This is a genomic window from Streptomyces sp. NBC_01077, assembly GCF_045162855.1.
Taxonomy (GTDB): Bacteria; Actinomycetota; Actinomycetes; order Streptomycetales; family Streptomycetaceae; genus Streptomyces.
The window spans coordinates 3030057-3046532 of the sequence record NZ_CP108669.1; the positions used below are offsets into that span (position 1 = coordinate 3030057).

Genomic DNA, 16476 nt, shown 5'->3' on the forward strand with positions numbered 1-16476 from the left:
ACCCGGGGACGGTGAGAGCCCGGGGGCGAGCCCGATGTGAAGCATCACCCCGGAGCCGTCGGAAGAAAGCCGCAGGACAATGCGGTGACTAGACCCGGCGTCGCGACCCCAATGAGGGGGCTCAGGGCATGCGTGCCCGGGGCCAAGGAGGGTGGTACCGCGGGAGCAGCGCTCTCGTCCCTCCGACGGAACGACGACAGTCCGCCGGAGGAACTCGATGACACCGCCGCAGTACCGCCAGGTGCCCGCCCAGGTCGACCTGCCCGCGATGGAGCACGCCGTGCTCGATTTCTGGCACGAGAACAAGGTCTTCGCCAAGACCCTTGAGCAGTCCGAAGGACGCCCCGAGTGGGTGTTCTACGAGGGCCCGCCGACCGCCAACGGCATGCCGGGCGCGCACCACATCGAGGCCCGTGTCTTCAAGGACGTCTTCCCCCGCTTCCGGACCATGCGCGGCTACCACGTGGCCCGCAAGGCCGGCTGGGACTGCCACGGCCTCCCGGTCGAGCTCGCCGTCGAGAAGGAGCTCGGCTTCTCCGGCAAGAAGGACATCGAGGAATACGGCATCGCCGCGTTCAACGACAAGTGCCGCGAGTCCGTGACCCGGCACACCGACGCGTTCGCCGAGCTCACGACCCGTATGGGCTACTGGGTCGACCTGGACGACGCGTACCGGACGATGGACCCCTCGTACATCGAGTCGGTCTGGTGGTCCCTGAAGCAGATCTTCGACAAGGACCTGCTCGTCCAGGACCACCGGGTCGCCCCCTGGTGCCCGCGCTGCGGCACCGGCCTCTCCGACCACGAGCTGGCGCAGGGCTACGAGACGGTCGTCGACCCCTCGGTCTACGTCCGCTTCCCGCTGACCTCCGGCCCGCTGGCCGGCAAGGCGGCGCTCCTCGTCTGGACGACGACCCCGTGGACCCTGGTGTCCAACACGGCGGTCGCCGCCCACCCCGAGGTCACCTACGTGGTCGCCACCGACGGCGACGAGCGGGTCGTCGTCGCCCAGCCGCTGGTCGAGAAGGCGCTCGGCGAGGGCTGGGTCACCACGGGCGAGTCCTTCACCGGCGCGGAGATGGAGCGCTGGACCTACCAGCGCCCCTTCGAGCTGGTTCCCTTCGACGCCCCGGCGCACTACGTCGTCAACGCCGACTACGTGACGACCGAGGACGGCACGGGTCTGGTCCACCAGTCCCCCGCCTTCGGTGAGGACGACCTCAAGGTCTGCAAGGCGTACGGCCTGCCGGTCGTGAACCCCGTCCGCGCCGACGGCACCTTCGAGGAGGACGTGCCGCTGGTCGGCGGCGTCTTCTTCAAGAAGGCCGACGAGGCGCTCACCGCCGACCTGGACGCGCGCGGGCTGCTCTTCAAGCACATCGCGTACGAGCACAGTTACCCGCACTGCTGGCGCTGCCACACGGCGCTGCTGTACTACGCGCAGCCGTCCTGGTACATCCGCACGACCGCGGTCAAGGACCGCATGCTGGCGGAGAACGAGAAGACGAACTGGTTCCCGGAGTCGGTCAAGCACGGCCGCTTCGGCGACTGGCTCACCAACAACGTCGACTGGGCGCTCTCCCGGAACCGCTACTGGGGCACCCCGCTGCCGATCTGGCGCTGCGAGGACGACCACCTGACGTGCGTGGGCTCGCGCGCCGAGCTGACCGAGCTGACGGGCACGGACCAGTCCGAGCTCGACCCGCACCGCCCGTACATCGACGCGGTGACGTTCGGCTGCCCCGCCGAGGGCTGCGGGAAGACCGCGACCCGGGTGCCGGAGGTCATCGACGCCTGGTACGACTCGGGCTCGATGCCGTTCGCGCAGTACGGCTACCCGCACGAGAACAAGGAACTCTTCGAGTCCCGCTACCCCGCGCAGTTCATCTCCGAGGCCATCGACCAGACGCGAGGCTGGTTCTACACGCTGATGGCCGTCGGCACCCTCGTCTTCGACAAGTCGTCCTACGAGAACGTGGTCTGCCTGGGCCACATCCTCGCCGAGGACGGCCGCAAGATGTCCAAGCACCTGGGGAACACCCTCCAGCCGATCCCGCTGATGGACCAGCACGGCGCCGACGCGGTCCGCTGGTTCATGGCGGCCGGCGGCTCCCCGTGGGCGGCGCGCCGGGTGGGCCACGGCACGATCCAGGAGGTCGTCCGCAAGACCCTCCTGACGTACTGGAACACGGTGGCCTTCCAGGCGCTGTACGCCCGCACGTCGGGCTGGTCCCCCTCGGCCGCGGACCCGGCGCCCGCCGACCGCACGGTCCTCGACAAGTGGCTCCTCTCCGAGCTGAACACGCTGGTCGCCGAGACGACCGAGGCGATGGAGTCGTACGACACCCAGCGCACCGGCAAGCTGATCTCGGCCTTCGTCGACGACCTGTCGAACTGGTACGTACGCCGCTCGCGCCGCCGCTTCTGGCAGGGCGACAAGGCGGCCCTCCGCACCCTCCACGACGTGGTGGAGACGGTCACCCGCCTGATGGCCCCCCTGACCCCCTTCATCACGGAGCGGGTCTGGCAGGACCTGGTGGTGCCGGTGACGCCGGACGCGCCGGAGTCCGTCCACCTGGCGGGCTGGCCGGAGGCGGACACGACGCGGATCGACAAGACGCTGTCGGAGCAGATGCTGCTGGTCCGGCGTCTGGTGGAGCTGGGCCGCGCGACGCGCGCGGAGTCGGGCGTGAAGACCCGCCAGCCGCTCTCCCGGGCGCTGGTGGCGGCGACGGGCTTCGCGGCCCTCTCCCCCGACCTCCAGGCCCAGATCACGGAAGAGCTGAACGTCTCGTCCCTGGCGTCGCTGTCCGAGGTGGGCGGCTCTCTCGTCGACACGACGGCGAAGGCGAACTTCCGCTCCCTGGGCAAGCGCTTCGGCAAGGGTGTCCAGGACGTGGCGAAGGCGGTGGCGGCGGCGGACGCGGCGGCGCTGTCCCTGGCCCTCCGCTCGGGCGAGGCGGTCCTCACGGTCAACGGCGAGGACGTGGCCCTGACCCCCGAGGAGATCATCATCACGGAGACCCCGCGCGAGGGCTGGTCGGTCGCCTCGGACGCGGGCGCGACGGTCGCCCTCGACCTGGAGATCACCCCGGAGCTCCGCAAGGCGGGCCTGGCCCGTGACGCGATCCGCCTGATCCAGGAGGCCCGCAAGAACAGCGGACTGGACGTGGCGGACCGCATCGCCCTCCGCTGGCAGGCGGACTCCCCGGAGACGGTGGAGGCCCTGACGGCCCACGCGGCCCTGATCGCGGACGAGGTCCTGGCGACGGACCACGCGCAGGGCGAGGCGGACACGACGTACGGCCAGGCGTTCACGGACGAGTCCCTCGGCCTGACGTTCCGCCTCCGCAAGGCGTAGGCGGTACGCAGAAGGGCCCGGCACCAACACTGGTGCCGGGCCCTTCGCCATCCCCCCATCACAGGCACTCGCCCCGCCCACCCCGTCGCGAGCACTCGCCCCGCCCACCCCGTTGTGGGCGACTGTTCCGTCCACCCTGTTGTGGGCGACCGTTCCGTCCACCCCGTTGTGGGCACTCGCCCCGCCCACCCCGTTGTGGGCAACTGTTCCGTCCACCCCGTTGTGGGCGACCCTTCCGTCCACCCTGTTGTGGGCACTCGCCCCGCCCCCCGTTGTGGGCAACTGTTCCGCTGGGGCGGAACGGGTGGGCACAACGGACGGCGCCCCTTGCCGGGCCTAGGCTCCCCGCGCCCTGACCCGCACCCCGTGTGCGCCGCGCTGGTGGTGCGGGTCGGTGCAAGGAGCGGAGGCGCCGCCAGAGCGCGCCGTCCCGTGTGCCCACCCGTCCCGCCCCAGCGGGACGATTGCCCACACGGCGGTGGGGGTGCGGGGGCGCCCCCGGCCACGGCAAAGGGCCGGGCCCCCGGTTTCCCGGGGGCCCGGCCCTTCAGCCTGCCGACGGCTACGCGCTCATCGCGCGACCGCGCGCCGTCAGTTGTCGTCCTCGTCGATCAGGAAGCCGCGCATCGGCGCCGGCGCCTGCTGCATCGGCTGCGGTGCCTGCGGGCGGACCGGAGCCATCGGCTGGGTCATCGCCGGGGACATCTGCTGCTGGCCGCCGTAGGACGGGGCACCGCCCATGGACGGTCCACCACCCATCGCGCCGCCGCCGTAGGACGGCGCACCGGCGCCGGCCGAGGCCATCGACGGGGCCGGCGGCAGGGAGGCCGTGGCCGGGGTGCGCGGCGGGGCCAGCGAGTCGTCGGCCTGGGTCTCCAGCTGACGCAGCTGCGACTCCAGGTACGACTTCAGACGCGTGCGGTACTCGCGCTCGAAGCCGCGCAGGTCCTCGACCTTGCGCTCCAGCGTGGCGCGGGCGGACTCCAGGGAGCCCATCGCGACGCGGTGCTTCTCCTGCGCGTCCCGCTCAAGAGCGTCCGCCTTGGCGCGGGCGTCCCGCTCCAGGCCCTCGGCGCGCGAACGCGCCTCGCCGACGATCTTGTTGGCCTCGGAGCGGGCCTCGGCGATCGCCTGGTCGGCGGTCTGCTGGGCCAGCGAGAGGACACGCGCGGCACTGTCGCCACCGGGACCCTGCGCGGGCTGCTGCTGCATCTGCGGCGGCATCTGCTGCTGCATCTGCTGCTGCGGGTGACCCATGGGGCCGCCCTGCATCGGGCCGGGACCCATCGGGCCGCCCTGCATGGGGCCACCCTGCATCGGGCCGCCCTGCATGGGGCCGCCCTGCATCGGGCCGGCGGGAAGCTGGGGGGCACCGGACGGCAGCTGCGGCGGGCCCATCTGCGGCGGCTGCTGCTGCTGGACCGGCGGTCCGGATATGGCGGCGGGCACGGGCGCGCCGGGACCGACGGGACGATCCTGCTGCTCCGGGGGCTTGCGCATCCCCTGCTGCTGCTGGTTCTGCGCGGCGGCACGCGTCGCGGCGGCCAGCTTGGCGCGCAGGTCCTCGTTCTCGCGGAGCAGGCGGGTCAGCTCGGACTCGACCTCGTCGAGGAAGGCATCGACCTCGTCCTCGTCATAGCCTTCTCGGAGGCGGACGGTCGTGAACTGCTTGTTCCGCACGTCCTCGGGGGTCAGCGGCATCTCTTCTTCACCTCTACGTAGTCGTCGGCAGTCGGCAAGACCGTATCGTCCACATTCACCTCGCGAAGCTGCTCACGATGGAGATCAGGATGTAGACAATGATCATCAGAACGAAGAAGGACAGGTCGAGTGCCACGCCCCCGAGACGCAGCGGCGGGATGAGTCGCCGCAGAAGCTTGAGCGGTGGATCGGTGACAGTGTAGGTGGCCTCAAGGACGACCACCATCGCCTTACCGGGTTGCCATGAACGGGCGAACTGGAAGACGTAGTCCATGACAAGTCGGACGATCAGGAGGACGAGGAAGCACATCAGCACGATGTAGACCACCTGTAGTGCGACGCCCATCCCGCGTTTCCCTCTCCCCTGACTTACGTGCTCTCACTTGTCCGGCCGCTTCGCGACCGGCCCGTCCGGTTCTCGTGTTCTCAGCTCTGGTTGAAGAATCCGCCCTCTGCGATCCGGGCCTTGTCCTCCGCCGTGACATCGACGTTAGCAGGCGACAACAGGAACACCTTCTGCGTCACGCGCTCAATGCTGCCATGGAGCCCGAAGACGAGTCCGGCGGCAAAGTCGACAAGTCGCTTCGCGTCCGTGTCGTCCATCTCCGTGAGATTCATGATCACCGGGGTGCCCTCACGGAAGTGTTCCCCGATGGTACGGGCCTCGTTGTAGGTCCGGGGGTGCAGCGTGGTGATGCGGTAGGGCTCCCGCTCGGACACGACCTTGGGCATGATCACGGGCGCGTTCTTCTCCATGCTCGGGCGTTCGGGTGTGATGGATGCCACGGGGGCAATTCGGGCCGGACGTCCGCTTTCGGCGAGTACAGGGACAGAATGGGGCATCGGCTCACGGGGGGCCGGAGGCTGCACCACTCGTACCGGTTCCTCACGCTCGATCTGGCGCGGGGGGGTGTGGCGCCGGTCGCGCTCGGGCTCCGGCTCCAGCTCGGGTTCGAAGTCGTCGTCGGGGTCGAAGCCCCGGCCGTCGTACCCATCGTCCTCCACGAGGCCGAGGTAGACCGCCATCTTGCGCATCGCGCCGGCCATTCTCTGAGTCCTCCGCTCTGTGGTGGATCGCCATACTGGCCAATGTCGCAGCGTCACCAAGTGCCCGCGATCCACGGGTCGTCCCGCCGTTCTGCGGAATGACCATATTTTCTGCTGTGGTCCGACTTGCTTCGCGACGTTACCCGAGCTTCGGGCGGACTCCGAGTACCGCCGTACCGACGCGTACGTGTGTCGCCCCGGCCGCGACGGCCTCCTCGAGGTCCGCACTCATCCCTGCCGACACCATGTTCGCAGCCGGACGGGTCGCGCGCAGGGCAGTCGACAAATCCATCAACCGGTCGAAGGCGGCGCGTTGCCGGCCCTCGTACGGACCGGAGAGCGGGGCGACGGTCATGAGTCCGTCGAGCCGCAGTCCGGGGGCGGCGTCCACCGCGGCCGCCAACTCCTCGATCCCGTCGGGTGCGACGCCGCCGCGGTCGCCCCGCTCGCCGGACTCGGCGTCGAGCGCGACCTGGAGGAGACAGCCGACTTCCCGGCCCTCCTTCTCCGCGGCCGCGGAGAGTGAGGAAACGAGCTTCAAGCGGTCGACAGACTGCACCACATCGGCATAACCCACCACGGATCTGACCTTGTTGGTCTGCAACTGGCCCACGAAGTGCCAGGTCAGATCAAGGTCGGCACAGGCCGCCGCCTTGGGGGCGGCGTCCTGGTCCCGGTTCTCGGCGACGTGCCGGACGCCGAGTCCGTGGAGGATTCTCACGTCGCTCGCGGGGTAGGTCTTGGTGACCACGATGAGCGTCACCTCCTCCCGCGCGCGCCCGGCTGCGGTACAGGCGGCGGTGATGCGCGCCTCCACCCGGGCCAGATTCTCGGCGAGTTCCGACGTGCGGTCCGTCATCAGTTCTTTCCTGCCGGGGGTCCGGGGGGCGTCCCCGGGGTGGATACAGCGTCCAACCAGACATATCCCGCGAGTCGCCCCGTGGTGCGATCGCGGCGGTACGAGTAGTGGTCACCGGATTCCCGGGTGCAGACCGTACTGGCCTGCCGGTCGGTGACGCCGAGCCGTTCGAGCTGGGCGAGCACTCCGGCGGTGACGTCGACGGCCGGGGTGCCCCAGCTCGTCTCGGCCCAGGCGGCCGGTTCGGTCTCGGCGACCTCGGCCCGCATGGCCTCCGGCACCTCGTAGCAACGCCCGCAGACGGCGGGGCCGGTGCGGGCGACGATACGGGCGGGGTCGGCGCCGAGATCGATCATGGCCGCGACCGCGGCCGGAACGACTCCGGCGACCATCCCGGGGCGCCCGGCGTGGGCGGCGGCCGCGACGCCGGCCACCGGATCGGCGAGAAGGACCGGGACGCAGTCCGCGGTGAGGACGGCGAGGGCGAGTCCGGGCCGGGAGGTGACGAGCGCGTCCACCGACGGGATCCCGTCGGTGCCCCACGGCTCCTCGACCTCGGCGACGTCCGCGCCGTGCACCTGGTTCATCCAGACCACCGCGCCGGGCTCGAGTCCGAGGGCGCGGGCGGCGAGCGCCCGGTTGGCCAGTACGGCCTCGGAGGCATCACCCACCGCGCCACCGAGGTTGAGCTCCTCGTACGGAACGGCGCTCACCCCGCCCCACCTGTCGGTGAAGGCGAAGTGCGCGCCGTTCGCGTCGAAGCGCTGTCCTATCACTTCAGGAAATCCGGGACGTCCAGCTCTTCGGCCTGGCTGTCCGCGTACGGACGGGCCGGCGGGACGACCGGAGGGGCGGGCGACAGCGGGGCCTCGTTGATCGCCGGGGCGGGCTCGACCGGAGCCTGGACCGGCTCCTCGCGCGGGGCGACCGTGCCGAGGCCGCCCAGCGGGCGGGAGGTCTCGACGTGGCGGGGCGCCGGGGCCGGCTCCTCGCGCTTGGCGGAGACCGAGCCGATGATGTTGTCCCGGCGGGCCGGCGGCTGGCCGCCGTCGAAGCCGGCCGCGATGACGGTGACCCGGACCTCGTCGCCGAGGGCGTCGTCGATGACGGCGCCGAAGATGATGTTGGCCTCGGGGTGGGCCGCCTCGCTGACCAGCTGCGCGGCCTCGTTGATCTCGAAGAGACCGAGGTCGCTGCCGCCGGAGATGGAGAGCAGTACGCCGCGGGCGCCGTCGATGGAGGCTTCGAGGAGCGGCGAGGAGATCGCCATCTCCGCCGCCGCCACCGCGCGGTCGTCGCCGCGGGCGGAGCCGATGCCCATCAGGGCCGAACCGGCCTCGGACATGACCGACTTGACGTCGGCGAAGTCGAGGTTGATCAGACCCGGGGTGGTGATGAGGTCGGTGATGCCCTGCACACCGCTCAGCAGCACCTGGTCGGCCGACTTGAAGGCGTCGAGCACGGAGACCTGACGGTCCGAGATCGACAGGAGCCGGTCGTTGGGGATGACGATGAGGGTGTCGACCTCTTCGCGGAGTTCGGCGATGCCGTCCTCCGCCTGGTTGGCGCGACGGCGACCCTCGAAGGTGAACGGCCGGGTGACCACACCGATCGTCAGGGCGCCGAGCGAGCGCGCGATGTTGGCGACGACGGGTGCGCCGCCGGTGCCGGTGCCGCCACCTTCGCCTGCGGTGACGAAGACCATGTCGGCCCCCTTGAGGACCTCCTCGATCTCCTCACGGTGGTCCTCTGCCGCCTTGCGACCGACGGCCGGGTTCGCCCCGGCCCCGAGGCCACGGGTGAGTTCACGGCCGACGTCGAGCTTGACGTCGGCGTCGCTCATCAACAGCGCTTGCGCGTCGGTGTTGATGGCGATGAACTCGACGCCCTTGAGACCGACCTCGATCATTCGGTTGATGGCATTGACACCACCGCCGCCGACACCGATGACCTTGATGACTGCGAGGTAGTTCTGCGGTGCTGCCACGTCGAAGGCCTCTCGCCTCGAGTTACGTGTCGTCGCTGCGCGGTTGGTCGCGCCGCTCCGACGGATGCCGATTGGGACGGTCCGAAACGCCGACCCGAACCCTAACGTTGAAGTTTAGGGTTACCAGTGTCTCTGTTCGCTGGACTCTTCCGAACAGGACACTAAGTCGACAAGTGGCGCACGTTCAACGAACACGCCGAACCTCCCGTTTTTCTTTTCACCCTATGTGATCACCCGTAGCGCTGGCCAACCAGGGTGCTGGCCAGGGGTGATACCCGTCAACTCCCGGACGAGGCGGGCGCCGTGGGGGCACTTACATCGAAGTGCCCCGCTTTGGGAGTGGCCTTCAGGAGCGCGGTGAGAACCCGGGCCTTGACGGGACCGTGTTCTCCGCTGCCCCAGAAGACGGTGCGCCCTCCGGTCAGCTCCAGAGTGACGGAGTCGTACGAGGTGACGCGCACGACACGAGCGTTCCGGGCGATTTCCGCCGGGAGTTCACCCCGGACGCGGACAGCTTCCCGGAGCAACCGGTCCGCACCGAACCGGCGCAGGCTCGGGGAGGAGGTGCTGTCGAGGACGAGTCGGGGAACGCCTCGGGGGGCGGTGTCGACGGTGGCGAACCGCATTCCGGTCGCGTCCACTTCGATGAACTTTCCGCCCTTTTCCATGAGAAGAACCGGCTTCCGTTCCGTCACTTTCAGCCCGATTCCGTGCGGCCAGGACCGCACGACGTCCACCGACTCGATGCGCGGGAACCCCTCCCGCAGCCGCGCCTCGATGGCCTCGGTGTCGACGGTGACGAGCGGGGCACCCATCGGGACGGCGGCGACGGCCTCGACCTCGCGCGGGGGCAGGACCCCCACGCCGGAAGTCTTCACACGTTCCACACGGAACCAGTTGGAGCCGTAGAGCGCCCAGATCCCGCCGGCCGCGAGCAGGAGAACGGCGAGGGCGATGAGGAGCACCCGGGTGCCGGGCACCCGGAACTTACGGTTCCGGGTGCCCGTGCGGGACGGACCCTCCGACGACCCCTTCGACGTGCTCGCGCCGCTCTTCTCCGCGGTCGTCGGTCCGGCTGCCACGTGGCGCCTCCTGCCCTCAGCCGCCGCGCTACGCCTGTCGGCGGGCGGCGATCGCCTCGTACACCATGCCGACGAGCAGGTCGTCGGCGTCCCTGCGGCCGAACTCGGCGGCGGCGCGGGACATCTCGTACAACCGGTGCGGATCGGCCAGTACGGGCAGGACGTTGCCCTGCACCCACTGCGGCGACAGCTCCGCGTCGTCGACGAGGAGTCCACCGCCGGCCTTGACCACCGGCTGGGCGTTGAGCCGCTGTTCGCCGTTGCCGATCGGCAGCGGTACGTACGCGGCGGGCAGCCCGACGGCGGAGAGCTCGGCGACGGTCATGGCGCCCGCGCGGCAGAGCATCATGTCGGCCGCGGCGTACGCGAGATCCATCCGGTCCACGTACGGTACCGGCACGTAGGGCGGCATTCCGGGCATGTTGTCGACGCGCGGCATTTCGTTCTTCGGGCCGACCGCGTGCAGGATCTGGATGCCGGAGCGCTGGAGCACCGGGGCGATCTGCTGGATGACCTCGTTGAGCCGACGGGCGCCCTGCGAACCGCCGGAGACGAGCAGCGTCGGCAGGTTCGGGTCGAGCCCGAACGCGGCGCGCGCCTCGGGACGCACCCGCGCCCGGTCGAGGGTCGCGATGGTGTGCCGCAGCGGGATGCCGATGTAGCGGGCGTTGCGGAGCTTGCTGTCCGGGGTGGCGACGGCGACCCCGGCCGCGTACCGCGAACCGATCTTGTTGGCGAGACCGGGCCGGGCGTTGGCCTCGTGGACCACGATCGGCACCCCGAGGCGCTTGGCCGCGAGATACCCGGGCAGCGCCACATAGCCGCCGAAGCCCACCACGCAGTCGGCCTTGGTGCGCTCCAGGATCTGCTCGGCCGCCTTGATGGTGCCGCGCAGCCGCCCGGGAACGGTGATCAGCTCGGGGGTGGGCTTGCGGGGCAGCGGTACGGCGGGGATGAGGGCCAACTCGTAGCCCCGCTCGGGCACGAGCCGGGTCTCCAGACCCTTCTCCGTGCCGAGCGCCGTGATCCCCACGCTGGGGTCCTGCCTGCGCAGGGCGTCCGCGAGGGCCAGCGCGGGCTCGATGTGGCCGGCGGTCCCCCCGCCGGCGAGTACGACATGCACCGAAATTCACCGCTCTCCGGACGGGCGCTTCTTGACGCGCCGTCGCATCGACTTCCATCTCACCCCGGCCCGCTTGCCCCAGCCGGGGCGGCGCATGGCCAGGGCCGCTTTCGCGGCGGGTTCCTGTCGCGCGAAGGCGATGAGGAGCCCGACGGCGAACATGGTCGGCAGCAGGGCCGACCCACCGTAGGAGAACAACGGGAGCGGGACACCGGCGATCGGCAGCAGACCGAGCACCGCACCGATGTTGATCACGGCCTGAGCCGTGATCCAGGTGGTCACACCTCCCGCGGCGAACCTCACGAAGGGGTCCTCCGTGCCTCCGGCCACGCGGATACCCGCATAGCCTAGAGCCGCGAACAGGGCGAGTACCGACAACGTCCCCGCGAGACCCAGTTCCTCACCGGTGACCGCGAAGATGAAGTCGGTGTGCGCCTCGGGCAGTTGGCCCCATTTCTCGACGCTCGCACCGAGTCCGGAACCGAACCATCCACCCGACGCGAGAGCATAGATTCCGTGCGCGGCCTGCAGGCAGGGGGCTCCCTCGCCGCCGGGGTCGGAGGCCCCGATGCACTGGAAGCGGTCCATCCGGTGCGGGCTCGTCTTGATGAGCAGCGCCCCGAGGGCGCCGGCCACCGCGAGCACCCCGACGAAGAGCCGGGTGGGGGCACCCGCCGTCCACAGCAGGCCGAAGAGGATCGCGGTGAGGATGATCGCGGTGCCCATGTCGCCGCCGAGCATGATGAGCCCGAGCAGCATGAAGGCACCGGGGACCAGCGGCACCAGCATGTGCTTCCACTGGGTGAGCAGCCGCATGTCGTTCTTACGGGCCAGCAGGTCGGCGCCCCACAGGATCAGCGCCAGCTTGCCGAACTCGCTGGGCTGGAGCATGAACGGGCCGCCCAGCGAGATCCAGTTCTGGTTGCCGCCTACGGAGTGCCCTATCCCGGGGATCTGCACCAGCACCATCAGGAAGACCGCGCCGACCAGGATCGGGTAGGCGAGGGCCCGGTGGAGTTTCACGGGCATCCGTGAGGCCACCAGGAGCAGTCCGGTGCCGAGCAGCGCGGCGAAGAACTGCTTGCGGAAGAAGTAGGAGGGCACCAGCTCGTAGCGGAGTGCCGTGATCATCGACGCGGAGTAGACCATCACGAGGCCGAGCGCGGTGATGAGCATGCCCGCGCCGATGATCACGTAATAGGCCGTGAGAGGCCGGTCCCAGGCCTTCAGCGCCCGCTCGTGGAGCCGTCGTAGACCCCCGCCGCGCACCCGCCGTGGGGTCGCGGAGACCCGCCCTCCGCCGCGTGCGGCGGAGGGCCTGCGTGTCCCTGCGATCTTGCTCGGCATGGTCGCTGCCCCCTCCGGTCGTGCCCGGTCCTGCCGGACCCTCCCACTGGTCGGGTCAGGCGTCCCCGGTGGCGGCGAGGGCGCGGACCGCGTCCGCGAAGGCCTCGCCGCGCTTGTTGTAGTTGGTGAACATGTCCATCGAGGCGCAGGCCGGGGCGAGGAGGACCGTGTCCCCCGCTTGGGCGAGCCGGGTCGCCTCGCGGACCGCCTCGGACATCGCCCCAGTGTCGGTCCGGTCGAGGTCCACCACCGGTACTTCCGGGGCGTGTCGCGCCAGGGCTTCGCGGATCAGGGCCCGGTCGGCGCCGATCAGGACGGCCCCGCGCAAGCGCTTCGCCGACTTCTGGACGAGCTCGTCGAAGGTGGCGCCCTTGGCGAGGCCGCCGGCGATCCAGACGATCGGGTCGTAGGCCGCCAACGAGGCTTCCGCGGCGTGGGTGTTGGTGGCCTTGGAGTCGTCGACGTACGCGACTCCCTGGACCTCCTCGACCAGTTCGATGCGGTGCGGGTCGGGCCGGAAGGCCTTGAGCCCGTCCCGTACGGCCTTGGCGTCGACGCCGAAGGCGCGGGCGAGGGCGGCCGCGGCGAGGGCGTTGGCGATGTTGTGCGGGGCCGGCGGCTGGACGTCGGTGACCTCGGCGAGCTCCTGGGCGTTCTTCTGCCGGTTCTCGACGAAGGCCCGGTCGACGAGGATGCCCTCGACGACGCCGAGTTCGGACGGGCCGGGGGTGCCGAGGGTGAAGCCGATGGCCCGGCAGCCCTCCTCGACGTCGGCCTCGACCACCAGGTCCTCGGTCGCCTTGTCGGCGACGTTGTAGACGCAGGCGACCTGGTTGCCCTCGTAGATCCGGCCCTTGTCGGCGGCGTACGCCTCCATGGAACCGTGCCAGTCGAGGTGGTCGGGCGCCAGGTTGAGCACGGCGGCCGAGTGGACGCGGACGGACGGCGCCCAGTGGAGCTGGTAGCTGGAGAGTTCGACGGCGAGCACGTCGTACTGCTCCTCGCCGAGGACGGCGTCGAGGAGCGAGACCCCGATGTTGCCGACGGCGGCGGTCCGCAGTCCGGCCGCCTCCAGGATCGAGGCGAGCATCCGGACGGTCGTGGTCTTGCCGTTGGTGCCGGTGACCGCGAGCCAGGGGGCCGCTCCCGGCCCCCTGAGCCGCCAGGCGAGTTCGACGTCGCCCCAGATCTCCACGCCCGCCTCGGCGGCGGCCGCGAAGAGCGGTTTGTCGGGCCGCCAGCCGGGGGTGGTGACGATCAGCTCGGTGCCGGACGGCAGGGTCGCCCCGTCGCCGAGGCGGACGGTGATGCCCTCCGCCTCCAGCTCGGCGGCCTGGGCCCGGGAGCGCTCGTCGTCGCCGTCGTTGACGACGGTCACGAGCGCGCCGAGGCCGTGCAGGACGCGGGCGGCCGGGATGCCGGACACCCCGAGGCCCGCGACGGTGACCTTCTTGCCGTTCCAGTCGAGCTGTTCTGTCACTTTTCCGATGCCCATCCCGCGTAGAAGAGACCCAGGCCCACGATCACGCACATGCCCTGGATGATCCAGAACCGGACGACGACCAGGACTTCGGACCACCCCTTGAGTTCGAAGTGGTGCTGGAGTGGCGCCATCCGGAAGACGCGCTTGCCGGTCATCTTGAACGAGCCGACCTGGATGACCACGGACATCGTGATCAGCACGAACAGGCCGCCGAGCAGCGCCATCAGGAACTCCGTGCGGGAGCAGATGGCGAGACCGGCGAGGGCGCCGCCGAGGGCGAGCGAGCCGGTGTCACCCATGAAGATCTTGGCGGGCGAGGTGTTCCACCAGAGGAAGCCGAAGCACGAGCCCATGAGCGCGGAGGCGACGACGGCGAGGTCGAGCGGGTCGCGCACCTCGAAGCAGGCGTTGGGGTTGGTCAGGGTCATGGCGTTCGCACAGGACTCCTGGAACTGCCAGAGTCCGATGAAGGTGTACGCGCCGAAGACCATCACCGAGGCGCCGGTGGCGAGGCCGTCCAGACCGTCCGTCAGGTTCACACCGTTGGACATGGCCAGGATCATGAAGAGCGCCCAGACCACGAACAGCACCGGTCCGATGGCCCAGCCGAAGTCCGTGATGAAGGAGAGCCTCGTGGAGGCCGGGGTGAGCCCGCGCAGATCCGCGAACTGCAGCGAGAGCACGGCGAAGGCGATGCCGACGATCAGCTGGCCGGCCATCTTCGCCTTGGCCCGCAGACCGAGCGAACGCTGCTTGACGATCTTGATGTAGTCGTCGAGGAAGCCGACGAGGCCCATGCCCGCCATCAGGAACAGCACCAGGACGCCCGAGTACGTCGGGTCCTCACCGGTGATGACCTTCGCCAGGGCGTACGCGATGAGCGTGGCCAGGATGAAGGAGATGCCGCCCATGGTGGGCGTGCCCTTCTTCCCGGCGTGGCCGCGCGGGCCGTCGTCGCGGATGAACTGCCCGTAGCCCTTGCGCGCAAGGAGCTTGATCAGCAGCGGGGTGCCGATCAGGGTCAGGAAGAGCCCGATGGCCCCCGCGAAGAGGATCTGCCTCATCGGACGGCGACCTCGCCCTCGGTGTCGAGGAGTGCCAGGGCGACCTGTTCGAGGCCGACCGACCTGGAAGCCTTCACAAGGACGACGTCCCCCGGGCGCAGCTCACTGCGCAACAGGTCGACAGCCGCCTGCGCGTCGGACACGTGCACCGACTCCTCACCCCACGAACCCTCGTTATATGCGCCCAGTTGCAGCCAGGACGCTTCCCTGTCCCCGACCGCGACGAGCTTGCTGACGTTGAGCCGGACGGCGAGCCGTCCGACCGCGTCGTGCTCGACGAGCGATGCGTCACCGAGCTCGGCCATCTTGCCGAGCACCGCCCACGTACGAGCCCCTCGGGCCTGTGCGGCCCTGCCCATGGCCGCGAGCGCGCGCAGGGCGGCTCGCATGGACTCGGGGTTCGCGTTGTAGGCGTCGTTGACGATCGTCACGCCGTCCGGACGCTCGGTGACCTCCATGCGCCAGCGCGACAGGGTGCCGGCCTCGGAGAGCGCGGTGGCGATCTCTTCGACAGGCATGCCCAGCTCGTGCGCGACGGCGGCCGCTGCGAGCGCGTTCGACACGTGGTGCTCACCGTACAGGCGCAAGGTCACGTCGCTGCACCCGGTGGGTGTGTGGAGCCTGAATGAAGGCTGTCCGCTTTCTGTGAGGCGGACGTTCTCGGCCCGTACGGCCGCTTCGTCCGCTTCGCCGAAGAAGGTCACGCGGGCCTTGGTGCGGCTCGCCATCGCGCGGACGAGCGGATCGTCGGCGTTGAGGACCGCGATGCCGCCCTCCTCGGCCGACGGAAGCGCTTCGACGAGCTCGCCCTTGGCCTCGGCGATCTGCTCCCGGCCGCCGAACTCGCCGATGTGGGCGGTGCCCACGTTGAGGACGAGGCCGATACGGGGCGGGGTGAGGCCGGTGAGGTAGCGGATGTGCCCGATGCCGCGGGCGCCCATCTCCAGGACCAGGTGCCGGGTCTCGTCGCTCGCGCGGAGCGCCGTGAGCGGCAGGCCGATCTCGTTGTTGAGCGAGCCGGGCGTCCAGACGGTGGGCGCGTGCCGGTCGAGGACCTGGGCGATCAGGTCCTTCGTGGAGGTCTTGCCGGCCGAGCCGGTGAGGGCGACGACATCGGTGCCGAGCCGTTCGACGACCGCTCGGGCGAGGGCCCCGAGCGCCGTCTGGACGTCGTCGACGACGATGGCGGGGACGCCGACGGGGCGGGCGGCGAGGACGGCCGCCGCACCCGCCGCGACGGCGCGTTCCGCGTAGTCGTGGCCGTCGACGTGCTCACCGGCGAAGGCCACGAAGAGGCTGCCGGCCCGCACCTCGCGGGAGTCGATGACGACGGGCCCGGTGATCCGGGTGGCCGGATCCGGTATGTCGTGCGGCTGCCCGCCGACGATTTCGGCGATCTCGGCGAGGGAGAGGGCGATCACT

At 70.4% G+C, this 16476-nt stretch carries 13 protein-coding genes; 1 reads left to right on the forward strand and 12 read right to left on the reverse strand.

The window, feature by feature from the left end:
• Positions 1 to 217 precede the first annotated feature (217 nt).
• Entirely contained in the window at positions 218 to 3361 is a 3144-nt protein-coding gene (gene ileS, locus OG462_RS13515) for an isoleucine--tRNA ligase (RefSeq protein ID WP_406057661.1), read from the forward strand.
• Between the two features lie 591 nt (positions 3362 to 3952).
• Here the strand turns inward: ileS and OG462_RS13520 are convergent.
• The 12 genes from OG462_RS13520 to murF all read right to left on the reverse strand — a co-directional run bounded on the left by OG462_RS13520 (position 3953) and on the right by murF (position 16475).
• Positions 3953 to 5062, reverse strand: a complete 1110-nt coding sequence (locus OG462_RS13520) for a DivIVA domain-containing protein (RefSeq protein WP_406057663.1) — start codon at positions 5060 to 5062, stop codon at positions 3953 to 3955.
• A gap of 55 nt (positions 5063 to 5117) precedes the next feature.
• Positions 5118 to 5408 carry a YggT family protein gene (locus tag OG462_RS13525; protein WP_017238790.1) on the reverse strand — a complete coding sequence of 97 codons (291 nt, stop codon included), beginning with the start codon at positions 5406 to 5408 and terminating at the stop codon, positions 5118 to 5120.
• An 80-nt stretch (positions 5409 to 5488) separates the two neighbouring features.
• On the reverse strand, positions 5489 to 6109 hold the full coding sequence (locus tag OG462_RS13530) for a cell division protein SepF (RefSeq protein WP_266890847.1): 621 nt from the start codon (positions 6107 to 6109) through the stop codon (positions 5489 to 5491).
• Positions 6110 to 6248: 139 nt separating this feature from the next.
• Positions 6249 to 6968: a YggS family pyridoxal phosphate-dependent enzyme gene (locus OG462_RS13535; protein ID WP_406057666.1), complete on the reverse strand. Its 720-nt coding sequence runs from the start codon at positions 6966 to 6968 to the stop codon at positions 6249 to 6251.
• Positions 6968 to 7744, reverse strand: coding sequence for a peptidoglycan editing factor PgeF (pgeF, locus tag OG462_RS13540; RefSeq protein WP_406057668.1), 777 nt, complete (start codon positions 7742 to 7744; stop codon positions 6968 to 6970). The genes OG462_RS13535 and pgeF overlap by 1 nt, the downstream gene beginning before the upstream one ends.
• Positions 7741 to 8955, reverse strand: coding sequence for a cell division protein FtsZ (gene ftsZ / locus OG462_RS13545; protein ID WP_406057670.1), 1215 nt, complete (start codon positions 8953 to 8955; stop codon positions 7741 to 7743). The genes pgeF and ftsZ overlap by 4 nt, the downstream gene beginning before the upstream one ends.
• A gap of 278 nt (positions 8956 to 9233) precedes the next feature.
• A complete protein-coding gene (locus tag OG462_RS13550; protein WP_406057672.1) occupies positions 9234 to 10037 on the reverse strand; it encodes a cell division protein FtsQ/DivIB in 804 nt (267 codons plus the stop codon).
• 28 nt (positions 10038 to 10065) lie between these two features.
• The gene (gene murG, locus OG462_RS13555) at positions 10066 to 11160 is read right to left on the reverse strand and encodes an undecaprenyldiphospho-muramoylpentapeptide beta-N-acetylglucosaminyltransferase (RefSeq protein WP_030314515.1); all 1095 of its coding nucleotides are present in this window, start codon (positions 11158 to 11160) and stop codon (positions 10066 to 10068) included.
• Between the two features lie 6 nt (positions 11161 to 11166).
• Positions 11167 to 12507: a putative lipid II flippase FtsW gene (gene ftsW / locus OG462_RS13560; RefSeq protein WP_406057674.1), complete on the reverse strand. Its 1341-nt coding sequence runs from the start codon at positions 12505 to 12507 to the stop codon at positions 11167 to 11169.
• A 55-nt stretch (positions 12508 to 12562) separates the two neighbouring features.
• Entirely contained in the window at positions 12563 to 14002 is a 1440-nt protein-coding gene (gene murD, locus OG462_RS13565; RefSeq protein WP_406057676.1) for a UDP-N-acetylmuramoyl-L-alanine--D-glutamate ligase, read from the reverse strand.
• Positions 13984 to 15054, reverse strand: coding sequence for a phospho-N-acetylmuramoyl-pentapeptide-transferase (gene mraY / locus OG462_RS13570; protein ID WP_406057678.1), 1071 nt, complete (start codon positions 15052 to 15054; stop codon positions 13984 to 13986). The genes murD and mraY overlap by 19 nt, the downstream gene beginning before the upstream one ends.
• Positions 15051 to 16475 (reverse strand): UDP-N-acetylmuramoyl-tripeptide--D-alanyl-D-alanine ligase, encoded by a 1425-nt coding sequence (gene murF / locus OG462_RS13575; RefSeq protein ID WP_406057680.1) that lies wholly within the window; start codon positions 16473 to 16475, stop codon positions 15051 to 15053. The genes mraY and murF overlap by 4 nt, the downstream gene beginning before the upstream one ends.
• Between the last annotated feature and the right edge of the window lies 1 nt (position 16476).

Excerpts from the sequence above, each read along its gene's own strand:
- ileS (WP_406057661.1), top strand. The coding sequence starts at position 218 with ATGACACCGCCGCAGTACCGCCAGGTGCCCGCCCAGGTCGACCTGCCC.
- OG462_RS13520 (WP_406057663.1), bottom strand. The coding sequence starts at position 5,062 with ATGCCGCTGACCCCCGAGGACGTGCGGAACAAGCAGTTCACGACCGTC.
- OG462_RS13525 (WP_017238790.1), bottom strand. The coding sequence starts at position 5,408 with ATGGGCGTCGCACTACAGGTGGTCTACATCGTGCTGATGTGCTTCCTC.
- OG462_RS13530 (WP_266890847.1), bottom strand. The coding sequence starts at position 6,109 with ATGGCCGGCGCGATGCGCAAGATGGCGGTCTACCTCGGCCTCGTGGAG.
- OG462_RS13535 (WP_406057666.1), bottom strand. The coding sequence starts at position 6,968 with ATGACGGACCGCACGTCGGAACTCGCCGAGAATCTGGCCCGGGTGGAG.
- ftsW (WP_406057674.1), bottom strand. The coding sequence starts at position 12,507 with ATGCCGAGCAAGATCGCAGGGACACGCAGGCCCTCCGCCGCACGCGGC.
- murD (WP_406057676.1), bottom strand. The coding sequence starts at position 14,002 with ATGGGCATCGGAAAAGTGACAGAACAGCTCGACTGGAACGGCAAGAAG.
- mraY (WP_406057678.1), bottom strand. The coding sequence starts at position 15,054 with ATGAGGCAGATCCTCTTCGCGGGGGCCATCGGGCTCTTCCTGACCCTG.